The following is a 12,394-nucleotide window of genomic DNA, read 5'->3' as shown; positions in this document are numbered from 1 at the left end:
TTGTCGACGTGCGTAGACTAAAGCTCCCCGGGGTGCCCGGAGAGGCACCCCCGACGCCGTGAGGAGCCGCCACATGACGAAACCAGCGCCGGACCGCATCGTCGACATCGCCATCGGGTACATGGGCGCGAAGCAGTTGTTCGCCGCCTCGCGGATCGGCCTGTTCCGCGCGCTCGCCGACGGTCCGCGAACGGCGCCGGAACTCGCCGCCGCCACGGGCACGGGCGAGCAGCTGACCCGGATCCTGGCCGACGCGATGAACGCGCGCGGTCTGCTGGAGCGCGCCGACGGCCGCTACTCGCTGGCCGAGGACGCGCAGGAGTACCTGGGCGGGAACGGCGCTACGGATCTGGCGCCGTTCCTGACCTTCCTCAACGAAATCAGCTACGGCCACTGGCTCCAGTTCGACGCCACTGTGGACAGTGGCAAACCGGGCGACCTCCAGATGGACGAGGGCCGCTGGGCGACGTTCATGGCGGGCGTGATGCGCTACAACTCGCTGCACGCGTCGATGCTCGCGCGCGCATTCGATTTCTCGCCGTACCGCTCGATGCTCGATCTGGGCGGATTGTCGCCGGAATTCGCGATCGGCGCGTTGCGGGCGAATCCCGCACTGACCGCTCGCTTCGTTTTCGGACCCGAGTCCACGCAAGGGATCACCGACGCGGTGAATGCGGCCGGGTGCGCGGATCGCATCAGCATCGATCCCGCGCCGACCGAATCCGCGGAACCGGGCGGTGAGCACGATCTGGTGATGGTGAACCACGTTGTGCACCGGTTCACCGCGGAGCAGAACCGGAAAATCCTGGCCAACGCCCGCGCCGCCGCCGGAGACGGAGCGACGTTGCTGCTGCTGGACTTCTTCCTCGACGACGACGAACGGCAGCGTCCGATCGACGCGCTGCACGCGGGGGAGTACTTCGTGATCGACGGAACCGTCGTCTATCCGGAGGCGGAAGTCCGCGAATGGCTGGACGGTGCAGGATGGCGCGTATGCGATGTCCTCGCACTGCCGGGAAGCCCGCGCGTTCTGGTCGCCGACGCCGTCTGAAAACGGCATCGGGGCCGGGAGGTAACAAACGCATCCGGCCCGTTGATTTTTTAGCCGACAATCGTAGACTATCCCGCACCACGGCGAGCCGGGCCGCACTCGAAGGCCCGCCGTTCCCGGCGGGGCGCCGAGCGATCCCGCCGGCGGTCCAGCACCCTGAGAGAGGGACTCAATGACGAGGACAAGGACAGCGGCGTTGTTCGCGGCAGCCGCCGCGGCGCTGCTCGCGATCGCCGGATGCACCGGCTCGGGCGCCGCCGGGGCGGGCGCGGGCACCGACGAGCTGAAGGCGGGCGTGTTCCTCGACGTGACGTCGTGGGACCCGGCCAACGCCGACATCGGCTTCGACGGCCCGTACCTGTCCGCGGTCTACGACCCGCTGGTCGCCTTGGACAAGGACGCCAAGCCGATCCCGGCGCTCGCGAAGTCGTGGGACTGGTCGGCCGACCGGCTGACCCTGACCATGCACCTGCGCGACGACGTCGCGTTCGACGACGGCCAGAAGTTCGACTCCGCCGCGGCGGTGGAGAACCTCAACCACCTGAAGTCCGGCACCCGGTCCGGGCAGGCCTACATCGACGTGAAGAGCGTCGAGGCGACGGACGCCTCGACGGTCGTGCTCCATCTGTCCGAACGCGACGACGCGCTGCTGTACTTCATGGGTCTCGGGCGCAGCTGGATGGCCTCGCCCAAGGCGATCAAGGCCAACTCGCTCGCCAACGGCCCGGACGGCTCCGGCCCGTACACCTTCGACAAGGCGTCTTCGCAGCCGCAGTCGCAGTACGTCTTCAAGAAGCGCGCGAAGCACTGGGACAGCGCCACCTACCCGTTCCCGACGGTGCGGCTGTTCCCGATCACCGACCAGGCGGCGAGCTTCAACGCGATGCTTTCCGGCCAGCTGAACGTCCAGTTCGCCAACGCGGCCAACCTGCCGAAGGCACAGCAGAACGGCTGGAACGTCGCGAAGAAGCCGGCGTCGTGGGTGGGCGTGCAGTTCGCCGACCGCACCGGCAGCCAGGTGAAGGCGCTCGGCGACCAGCGCGTGCGGCAGGCGATCTCCTACGCGTTCGACGCGGCGGGGATCCTGAAGGCAGTCGGCAACGACGCCGGCACGGTCACCGACCAGCTCTGGCCGAGCGGCAGCCAGGTGTACGACCCGGCGGGCAACGGCAAGTACAAGACTGACCTCGCGAAGGCCAAGCAACTGCTGGCCGAGGCGGGCTATCCGAACGGGTTCAGCCTGAAGATGCCCATGTCCACGATCTTCCAGGCGTGGCAGCCCGCCGCCGAGCAGACCTTCGGGCAGCTGGGCATCAAGGTCGACTGGCAGAACATGTCGATGCCGGACTACCAGAAGAACGCGCCGACGTACCCGATGTTCCTCGCGGTGATCGCGATGGACGGCAACGACATGGCCACGCTGACCGACCAGGTCACGTCGAAGCAGTGGTACAACCCCAATCCGTCGGTGGACGCCTTCCCGGAGGTGAAGGCGCTCGTGCAGAAGGCGGAACAGGCCCAGCCCGGCCCGGCGCAGACCGCGGCCCTCAAGGAGCTGAACACGAAGCTCGTGGACCTCGCCTGGTGGAACGTCTGGTACCAGGCCGACAACCTCTACTTCAGCGTCAAGGGCATCACCGTCACGCCGATCACCGGCATGATGTTCCCGACGCTGCGGTTCATCCAGCGCGGCTGACGCGCCCGTCGTCCCGGGGCGGGTCTGTCCTCTGTGGAGGGACCCGCCCCGGGAAGGAGCCGGAACATGCTCACATTCATCGTCAAACGCCTGGTGTCCGGGATCCTGTTGCTCGTGCTCGTCACGAGCGGCACGTTCTTCCTGGCGCACACGGCGGTGGGGGACCCGACCGCCGGGCTGCTCGGCAACAGCGCGACCCCCGCGCAGCAGGCGGCGCTGCGCGCCCAGATCGGGTACGACCGGCCGCTGCTCGTCCAGTTCTGGGACTGGCTGTCGCACGCGGCCACCGGCGATTTCGGGACTTCCTGGCGGAATTTCCAGCCGGTCGGCGAGCAGATCGCGCTGCGGGTGCCGGTGACGCTGTCGGTCGTCATCGCCGCCACGCTGCTCGCCGCGATCCTCGGTGTGCTCGTCGGGGTCATCTGCGGCCTGCGTCCCGGCGGCGTCGTCGACCGCGTGCTGAAGCTCGCGTCGGTGGTGCTGTTCGCGCTGCCCGGGTTCTGGGTCAGCCTCGTGCTCGTCACCTGGTTCGCGATCCAGCTGCAGTGGTTCCCCGCGGTCGGCTACGTGTCGCCGGACCAGTCGGTGACCGGCTGGCTGCGCTCGATCGCACTGCCGTCGATCTCGCTGTCGCTCGGCGCGATCGTGATGATCGCCGAACAACTGCGCAACGGCTTCCTCCAGGTCGCCAACCAGGACTTCGTGCGCACGCTGCGGGCGCGCGGCCTGTCGTCGCGCCGGGTCACGACGCACGTGCTGCGCAACGCCTCGCCGTCCGCGCTGACCGTGCTGGCGCTGATGTTCGTCGGCCTGCTCGGCGGCGCGGTGGTCGTGGAGATCGTGTTCAACCTGCCGGGGATCGGCAGCCTGACGCAGTCGGCGTCGCAGATCGGGGACATCCCGGTGCTGCTCGGCCTGACCGCGGTGACCGTCGTGTTCGTCGTGATCGTCAACTTCCTGCTCGACCTCGTGCTCGGGTGGGTCAACCCGAAGGTGCGCGACCGATGACCGCTGCCCCGTTCCCCGCCACGCTCGCCCCGGTGAAGCGGATCTCGCTGACGCGCCGGTACTTCCGCCGCCCGGTCGGCGTGGTCGCGCTGGTCGTGTTCGCGATCGTCGTGCTGGCCGCGGTGTTCGCGCCGTGGCTGGCCCCGTACGACCCGAACCACGTCGACTTCGTGCTGACCCACGCCGAACCCGGCAACGGGCACCTGCTCGGCGGCGACTCCGCCGGACGCGACATCTTCAGCCGCCTGCTCTACGGCGCGCGGACCACGCTGTACGGCGGCGTGATCACCTGCGTCACCGGAATCGTGCTCGGCGTCCCGACCGGCGTGGTCGCCGGGTACTTCGGCGGCGCGACCGACCGGATCTGCTCGTGGATCAGCGACGCGCTGCAGTCGGTGCCCGGGATGATCGTGCTGCTGGTCGTCGCGGCCGGGACCGGCCAGGATTTCACCGTGCTGATGATCGCGCTCGGCGTGTTTCTCGCGCCCGGGTACTACCGGATCACCCGCGCCCGTGCGCTGACGGTGCGCCGGGAGCCGTACATCGACGCCGCGCGCGTGGCCGGGGTCGGCACGCTGCGGATCCTGCGCACGCACCTGCTGCGCGCGGTGTACGCGCCGATCATCGTGCAGACCGCGCTCACCGCCGGGCTCGCCATCGGCATGCAGGCCGGTCTGCAGTTCCTCGGCATCGGTTCGGCGTCGACGCCCAGCTGGGGCCAGACGATGAACGACGGCTTCCTGAACATGCTGACGTACCCGCTGATCCTGCTGTGGCCGTCGATCGCGCTGGGCGTGACCATCGCCGCGCTGGCCTTCATAGGCTCGACGCTCGCCGACTTGGTCAGCGTCCGCGCCGAACAGCCGACGCGGCGCGGCCGGGCTCGGGTGCGGGAAGCGCTCGCGGCTCCTGCGCCGGATGCTTTGGGCGACAGCGGGTCTTCGGGCGCGCACGAGCACGCGGCGGCGGATTGCGCGCTGCGGATCGAGAACCTGCGCGTCGGCTACGCGACGGACAAGGGCTTCAAAGAGGTCGTGCGCGGGGTGTCACTGGACGCGGCTCCCGGCGAGGTGCTCGGGATCGTCGGCGAATCCGGATCCGGCAAGACGCAGACGGTGTTCTCGGTGCTCGATCTCCTGCCGCCCGGCGGAACCGCGGTCGCCGACGCGATCTGGGTCGGCGGGCGCGAGGTCGGGAACGCGGCGGAGCGGGCGAAACTGCTCGGCCGCGAGATCGGGTACGTGCCGCAGGAGCCGATGACGAACCTCGACCCGTGCTACCTGATCGGGCACCAGCTCGTCGAGCCGCTGCGCCGCGTCCACGGGCTGGACAAGGCCGCGGCGAAGGCACGGGCGCGCGAGGTGCTGTTGCAGGTCGGCCTCACCGACCCGGACCGCGTGATGGCGAGCTACCCGCACCAGATTTCCGGCGGCATGGCGCAGCGCGTGCTGATCGCCGGCGCGGTGGCCGGGCGGCCGTCGCTGCTGGTCGCCGACGAACCGACGACCGCGCTGGACGTGACGGTGCAGGCCGAGGTGCTGGAGCTGCTGCGCGAGCTGCAGGCCGAGTACGGGATGGCGCTGGTGATCGTGACGCACAACTTCGGCGTCGTCGCGGACATCTGCGACCGCGTCGTGGTGATGAAGGACGGCCGGATCGTGGAAACCGGTCCGGTGGAACGGATCTTCCGCGCGCCCGAGGACCCCTACACCGCCGAGCTGATCAGCGCGTCGCTGGACGACACCGAAGGACGGGAAGAGTTGGACGAAGCCTGGGAACGGCGCGGCCTCGCCCACGCGGCCGGAGAGGAGGCCGGACGATGACCGCTCCGCTGCTCGCGATCGAGGACCTCGTGGTCGACTACCGGCTCAGCCGCCGGGCGCGCTTCCGGGCCCTGAAAGGGATCTCGCTCGACGTCAAGCCAGGCGAATGCGTCGGGCTGGTCGGCGAAAGCGGGTCGGGGAAGTCCACTTTGGGCAAAGCCGTCCTTGGCCTCGCCGCGCCGGAGTCCGGCCGGATCACCTTCGACGGCGAGGACATCACCCACGCTCGCGGTGCCGTGCGGCGCCGGCTGGCGAGCGACATCCAGGTGGTGTTCCAGGATCCGTACGGTTCGCTGGACCCGACGATGACGGTCGGCGAAGTCCTCGCGGAACCGCTGGTGGTGGCGGGAACCTCGCGCGCGGACGCCCGGACGGCGGTCGCTGGCATGCTCGACCGCGTGCGCCTGCCAGCGGACGCCGTGCACCGGTATCCCGGGGAGTTCTCCGGCGGGCAGCGGCAGCGGATCGCGATCGCGCGGGCGCTGGTCCGGCGGCCGCGGCTGATCGTGTGCGACGAGCCGGTGAGCGCGCTCGACCTGACCACGCAGGCGACGATCCTCGACCTGTTCCTGGAACTGCAGCGCGAAACCGGGGTGTCGTACCTGTTCGTGTCGCACGACTTGGGTGTGGTGCACCGGATCTGCCACCGGGTCTCGGTGCTGTACCGGGGAGAGATCGTGGAGTCCGGCCCGACCGCCGCGGTCACCCGGGCGCCGGAGCATCCGTACACGCAGCGGCTGCTGCTGGCCGCTCCGGTGGCGGACCCGGCCCGGCAGGCGGAACGCCGGGCCGCCCGGCTCGGGCTCGGGTGACGACTCCGGGGCCCGCCGCCCCGAATCGGCACCCGCAGGGTCACCTCCGCCGCGCGAGAATACGAGTTAGAGTCTGCAACCATGCCTAAGGTCATCGATCACGATCAGCGACGACGGGAGATCGTCGAGGTCGCCAAGAAGCTGATCATCGAAGGCGGGTTCGAAGCCGCCACGATGCGCAGCATCGTCACCGCGGCCGGGTTCGCGAACGGTGCCCTGAAGCACTACTTCCCCAGCAAGGACAGCATCATCGCGGCGACGTTCGAGAGCGTGCTGCAAGAGACCTCGCAGCGGATGTCCGAACTCGACCCCGCGCTCGGCCCGATGGAGTCGCTGCGCGGGTTCGTCGAGGCGGCGATCCCGTTCGACGAGCACCAGATCGCGTCCGCGCGGGTGCTGCTCGTGCTGTGGGAGCACTCGGTGGCGAACCCGGATCTCGCCCGGCAGTACCGGGATCTGCTGACCAGTTGGCGCGCGGAGCTGACCACGCGGATCGCGGCTGCCCGGGGGAAAGGCGAGGAGCCCGGCGCGCCCGCGATCACCGTGCTGGCGGACGAGATCGTCGCGGTGTCCATCGGGGCGAACGTGACCAGTCTGATGCATCCGGTGGGGGAGGTCGCCGGGCGGTACCGCGCCTACATCGACGGGCTGATGGCCAGGGTCGCTCTCTGAACCCGCGCCCGGGGCGCGGAAGGGCGGTTCCGGGGAACGCACGGGCAAACCCGCGCGCATCTGGGTCCGGTTGCCCCGGATGCCCGGGAAGTCCACTGCTAACGTCGGCTGTCGGCCGGGCGGCGCGCGCCCGGGCGAGCGACGAGCCGAGGGGGGCTTCTTGAGCAATCCGCTGATCGCGCCGACGAAGGATTCGACGACGGCGTATTCCGGGATCAGTCTTCTCGAGGGCGCCGCGGGCCTGAAAGAGGCGATCGAAGGCGGGTCGTGGGCGTCGGTCGCGATGGGCGCGGTCGGGGTCGCGCTGGACGCGCTGTCGACGGCGCTCGACCCGTTCGGCGCGATCCTCGCCGCCGGGGTCGCCTGGCTGATGGAGCACGTGGGCCCGCTGAAGGAAGCGCTCAACGCGCTCACCGGCGACGCGGACCAGATCAAGGCCCAGGCCGAGACCTGGACGAACGTCGCGAAGGAACTCGAGTCGATCGGCGCGGACCTCACCGAGCAGGTCGAACGGGATCTGCAGTCCTGGACCGGCGAGGCGGCCGACGCCTACCGGGAGCGGACCAAGGACGTCGCGAACCTGCTGGGCGCGGCGCAGAAGGGCACCGAGGGCGCCGCGTCCGGCGTGAAGACCGCGGGCGAGGTCGTCGCCGCGGTGCGGATGCTGGTGCGCGACATCATCGCGCAACTGGTCGGGCACCTGATCAGCTGGGCGCTGCAGGTCCTGCTGACGGCCGGGATCGGCCTGGCGTGGGTGGTGCCGCAGGTCGCCGCCGCGGTCGCCAAGACCGCGGCGCAGATCGCGAAGCTCACGACCCGCCTGGTGCAGGCGCTCAAGGCGTTGCTGCCGCTGCTGAAGAAGGCCGGGACGCTGTTCGGCGACGCCGCCAAGTCGCTGAAGGGCATCAAGGGCGGCAAACCGCCCGCCGCGCCGAAGCCGAAGGACATCTCGACGCCGAAGGGCTCCCCGGGAGGGAAGGGCGGCGGCAAGGCCGACGAGTCCACCACCACCTCGTCCGCGGCTCCGCCCCCGCCGCACCGGAGCGACCCGCCGCCGCCTCCGCCCAAGGGCGACTCCTCGCCGGGCGGCGGCCACGGCGGCGGCCCGGTCCCGCCGCCCGCTTCCCGCGGGATGCAGTCCCCGCCGCCGGCGCCGAAGAAACCCCCGGCCGCGCAACCGAAATCGCCGCCGCTGAAGGACCAGGGCACCAACCCGCGCTCGCCGGAGAACGTGCGCTGCGAGAAGGACCCGATCGACGTCTCGACCGGGCAGATGATCCTCGCCGAGGTCGACGCCGAGTTCTTCGGCACGCTGCCGCTGCGGCTGGAACGCACGCATTTCTCCGGTTTCCGCACCGGCGGGCTGTTCGGCGCGAGCTGGATGTCCACTGTGGACCAGCGGATCGAGGTGCACGACGCGGGCGTCAGCCTCGCCGTCGCCGACGGCACCGTCGCCCACTACCCGCATCCGCCGGTCGGCGAGTGGATCGTCGCCGAACAGGGCCCGCTGCGCCCGCTGACCCGGCTGGACGACGGCGGCTACCTGGTGGAGGACCAGGTGACGGCCCTCGCGATGCGCTTCGCCGGGGACACCGGCGCGCTGCTCTCGCTCAGCGACCGCCACGGCCACCGCGTCGACTTCCTCCGCGACGCCGACGGAACCCCGGTGGAGCTGCGGCACAGCGCCGGGTACCGCGTGCGCGTGACCACGTCCGGCGGCCGCGTCACCGCCTACCATTCGGTCGGCGCCGGTCCGGACGTCGAACTCGCCCGGTTCGGCTACACCGACGGCCGGCTCACCGAGGTGGTCAACCCGTCCGGCACGGCCATGCGCTACGAGTACGACGACGCGGGCCGGATCGTGTCCTGGACCGACCGCAACGGCGAGTGGTACCGCTACCACTACGACGCCGAGGGCCGCGTCGTGCGCACCGAGGGCTCGGGCGGATTCCTCAGCGGCACGATGGAGTACGACCCGGGCAACAGGATCACCCGGTCGGTCGATTCGCTGGGCCACACCACGGAGTTCCGGTTCAACGAGGCCGGTCAGGTGATCGCCGAGACCGACCCGCTCGGCCGCACGACCCGCTACGAGTGGGATGCCCGCGACCGGCTCCTCAGCGAGACCGATCCGCTGGGCCGCACCACTTCCTACACCTACGACGGCCTCGGCGAGCTGCTGTCGGTCACCGCCCCGGACGGCGCCCGCACCACCTACGAGCGCAACGAGTCCGGCTTGCCGGTGTCGATGACCGGACCGTCCGGCCAGGTCAAGCGGTGGGAGTACGACGAGTCCGGCAACCTGCTGCGGGAGACCGAGCCGGACGGCGCGACCACCACCAGCACGTACGACGAGCGCGGGGTCCTGACGTCGGTGACCGACGCGCTCGGGGCCACCACGCGGATCGAGTCCGACGAGAGCGGGCTTCCGGTCGCGGTCACCGACGCGCGCGGCGGCACGACCCGCTACGACCGGGACCGCTTCGGCCGGATCGTCGCGATCACCACCCCGGCGGGGGCGCAGGACCGGTTCGGGTACACAGTGGACGGTCGGCTCGTCTGGCACCGGGACGCCGACGGCGCGCTCGAGAGGTGGACCTACGACGGCGAGGGGAACGCCCGCACCCACACCGACGCCGGGGCGGGGGTCAGCACCGGCGAATACACCCACTTCGACCTGCTCGCCGCGGAGAACCGCGCGGACGGCAGCCGGGTTTCGTTCGGCTACGACACCGAGCGCAGGCTCATCGCGGTCACCAACGAGCAGGGCCTCGTCTGGAGCCACGAGTACGACGCCGCCGGATACCTGGTGCGGGAGACCGATTTCGGCGGCGTGACCGTGCGGTACCGCTACGACGCGGCCGGACAGCTGGTGGAGCGGACCGACCCGGCAGGCACCTCGACGTACCGCTACGACCTGGCCGGGAACGTCGTCGAGCAGACCGTCGGCGAAGTGACCACGCGCTTCAGCTACGACCCCGACGGCCGGATCACCGGCGCGGACGACGGGCGCACCAAGGTCACGCTGGAACGCGACGCCGCCGGCCGCGTCGTCGCCGAGACGGTGAACGGCCGCACGATCCGGTCGGCCTACGACGCGGCCGGACGCCGGATCTGGCGGCGGACGCCGTCCGGCGCGGAAAGCACGTGGGACTACGAAGGCGGCGAACCGGCGGCGCTGCGCGCGGGCGGGCGCACGCTGCGCTTCGACCGGGACCCGGCGGGCCGGGAGGTCCGGCGGACGCTGGACGGCGGCGTCACGGTCGAGTCATCCTGGTCGGCCGCGGCGCAGCTGCTCGCGCAAACGATCAGCACCGGCGCCGGGCAGCCGGTGCAGGAACGCGCGTACCAGTACCGCCCGGACGGCCACCTCGGCGCGCTCCGCGACCGGCTCACCGGACCGCGCGAGTTCACCCTCGACGCCGCCGGCCGCGTCACGGCGGTGCGTTCGCCGCAGTGGACCGAGCGCTACGGCTACGACCCCGCGGGCAACCTCGTCAACGCGTACTGGCCGGCCGAAACCGAGCGGCACGCGCTCGGCGGACGGATGTACCGCGGCAACGTCGTCGACGGCGCGGGCGCGGTCCGTTACGTCCACGACGAACGCGGGCGCATGGTCCGGCGGGAGGCTCCCGGCGCGGTCTGGCAGTTCTCGTGGAACCCCGGCGACCAGCTCACCGACGTGCTGACCCCGGACGGCACCCGCTGGCACTACACGTACGACCCGTTCGGCCGCCGGATCGCGAAGGAGCACTTCGCCGCGGACGGCGTCTCGCTGCTCGAGCGGGTCGATTTCACCTGGGACGACCGCGTGCTGGTGGAACAGGCCGCGCGCGGCCGGGTCACCGCGTGGGACTACGAGCCGGACAGCTTCCGCCCGCTGCTGCAACGGGAACTGGCGTCGCGCGGACCGCGGGAGCCGGTCGACGAGCAGTTCAGCCTGATCGTGGCGGACCTCTCGGGAGCCCCGGCGGAACTGGTGGCCCCGGACGGCCGCGTGACCTGGTACGCGCGCACCGGTCTGTGGGGCGCCGCCGTGCAGGAGACCGCGGCCGGAGCCAGCACGCCGCTGCGGTTCCAAGGGCAGTACCACGACGCCGAAACCGGGCTGCACTACAACCTCGCGCGCTACTACGACCCGGCGCTGGCCCGCTATCTCAGTCCGGACCCGATCGGTCTCGACGGCGGCTCCCACCAGTACGCCTTCGCGGGCAACCCGCACGCGTACGCCGACCCGTACGGGCTCGCCCCGGACTTGTGCAGGGGGACCACGCCCTCGGGCGCCGGTCCCTCGGGCACCACCACGCGAGGCAGGCCAGACCTCCGGATCAACACCGACGTGCCCAATCACGGGCCCGCCTGGTACGACAAGATGTCGCCCGGGGGCAAGTACGGGGCGAAGAAGCTGGACAAGAAAACGGGCAAGATGGTGCCCAAGTACAGCAACCGCACCGCGGCGGGCTACGTCAACCCCGACCACATGCACGGCAACATGATCCCGCTCTGGGCGAAGGCGGCGAAATCGCCGCTGCCTCCCGAACTGTCGCACCTGGACAAGAACAACCTCGGCCAGCTGAGCCGGACCGACCAGACGAAGCTGAAGAACTGGCTGAGCCACCCGGACCGGCGGTTCGACACGAAACAGCCCGGCGAGTCCTACACCGGCCAGCCGGGCAACGAGATCAAGGGGCACAGCAAGAGCAAGAACCCCGCGTTCAAGAACGACCCCGAACGGCAGGGCGGCGTGCTCGGGCACGACACCGCGGCGGGCACCGACTGGAACAAGAACGGGATGAAGCGGCCGCGTCAGGACAACCTCGAACACAACAACCAGACCGACACCTACCACGGCATCGAGTCTTCGGGCCGTTCGTCGGGCAGCGGGTCGAAGGAAGACCGGTACGACGCCCCCGGACCGAACAACCACGGGCTGCCCGAGTACTGGAACCGGGACCACCCGGGGTTCAACGACCAGGGCGGGCCGTGGCCTTCCTACAAGGAAGGCGAGTTTACGCCCGACGCGCCGACCACGCCCACCGCGCCGAAGCTGCCGGACCCGCCCGCTCCCGACGGACGGCCCGCCAAGCGCCCGCGGCTCGATTAGGCGGGGGAGAAGGCAGGACGGCGGCACTGGGCGTCGTCCTGCCGCGGCGGCTCCGGGCCGGGGCTTCGCCGGAGCGGCGAGTCCGGCGGAAATGCCACCGGATCTCGGAGGCGCGCGTGCCGGAATTCCCGCCGGGATCAGCCGGTGTGCGGCCTTTTCCCGGCCGTTCGGCGGGATTCCGGTCCGTGCGCGTGCTCCGCGTGGCGTCGTCCTGGACCAGACGCGAGG

The 12,394-nt window shown here is 70.8% G+C and carries 7 protein-coding genes; all 7 read left to right on the top strand.

Annotation, left to right across the window (positions count from 1 at the left end; genetic code table 11):
* The first annotated feature begins 73 nt into the window (after window positions 1-73).
* The 7 genes from H4281_RS41070 to H4281_RS41040 all read left to right on the top strand — a co-directional run bounded on the left by H4281_RS41070 (window position 74) and on the right by H4281_RS41040 (window position 12,166).
* The gene (locus tag H4281_RS41070; protein WP_182896249.1) at window positions 74-1,051 is read left to right on the top strand and encodes a methyltransferase family protein; all 978 of its coding nucleotides are present in this window, start codon (window positions 74-76) and stop codon (window positions 1,049-1,051) included.
* Between the two features lie 172 nt (window positions 1,052-1,223).
* A complete protein-coding gene (locus H4281_RS41065; RefSeq protein ID WP_182896248.1) occupies window positions 1,224-2,747 on the top strand; it encodes an ABC transporter substrate-binding protein in 1,524 nt (507 codons plus the stop codon).
* 66 nt (window positions 2,748-2,813) lie between these two features.
* A complete protein-coding gene (locus H4281_RS41060; protein WP_182896247.1) occupies window positions 2,814-3,755 on the top strand; it encodes an ABC transporter permease in 942 nt (313 codons plus the stop codon).
* A complete protein-coding gene (locus H4281_RS41055; RefSeq protein WP_182896246.1) occupies window positions 3,752-5,578 on the top strand; it encodes a dipeptide/oligopeptide/nickel ABC transporter permease/ATP-binding protein in 1,827 nt (608 codons plus the stop codon). The genes H4281_RS41060 and H4281_RS41055 overlap by 4 nt, the downstream gene beginning before the upstream one ends.
* Window positions 5,575-6,390, top strand: a complete 816-nt coding sequence (locus H4281_RS41050; RefSeq protein WP_182896245.1) for an ABC transporter ATP-binding protein — start codon at window positions 5,575-5,577, stop codon at window positions 6,388-6,390. The genes H4281_RS41055 and H4281_RS41050 overlap by 4 nt, the downstream gene beginning before the upstream one ends.
* Window positions 6,391-6,471: 81 nt before the next feature.
* Window positions 6,472-7,062, top strand: a complete 591-nt coding sequence (locus H4281_RS41045; RefSeq protein WP_182896244.1) for a TetR/AcrR family transcriptional regulator — start codon at window positions 6,472-6,474, stop codon at window positions 7,060-7,062.
* Window positions 7,063-7,222: 160 nt separating this feature from the next.
* On the top strand, window positions 7,223-12,166 hold the full coding sequence (locus H4281_RS41040) for an RHS repeat-associated core domain-containing protein (protein ID WP_182896243.1): 4,944 nt from the start codon (window positions 7,223-7,225) through the stop codon (window positions 12,164-12,166).
* Window positions 12,167-12,394: the final 228 nt, after the last annotated feature.

The sequence above is a fragment of the Amycolatopsis dendrobii genome, assembly GCF_014145675.1.
GTDB classification, from domain to species: domain Bacteria; phylum Actinomycetota; class Actinomycetes; order Mycobacteriales; family Pseudonocardiaceae; genus Amycolatopsis; species Amycolatopsis dendrobii.
Note: the sequence above shows the minus strand (reverse complement) of the source record. Positions and strands in the feature narration are given on the sequence as shown.

Coding starts and splice junctions, on each gene's coding strand:
- H4281_RS41065 (WP_182896248.1), top strand. CDS start 1,224: ATGACGAGGACAAGGACAGCGGCGTTGTTCGCGGCAGCCGCCGCGGCG.
- H4281_RS41045 (WP_182896244.1), top strand. CDS start 6,472: ATGCCTAAGGTCATCGATCACGATCAGCGACGACGGGAGATCGTCGAG.
- H4281_RS41050 (WP_182896245.1), top strand. CDS start 5,575: ATGACCGCTCCGCTGCTCGCGATCGAGGACCTCGTGGTCGACTACCGG.
- H4281_RS41055 (WP_182896246.1), top strand. CDS start 3,752: ATGACCGCTGCCCCGTTCCCCGCCACGCTCGCCCCGGTGAAGCGGATC.
- H4281_RS41070 (WP_182896249.1), top strand. CDS start 74: ATGACGAAACCAGCGCCGGACCGCATCGTCGACATCGCCATCGGGTAC.
- H4281_RS41060 (WP_182896247.1), top strand. CDS start 2,814: ATGCTCACATTCATCGTCAAACGCCTGGTGTCCGGGATCCTGTTGCTC.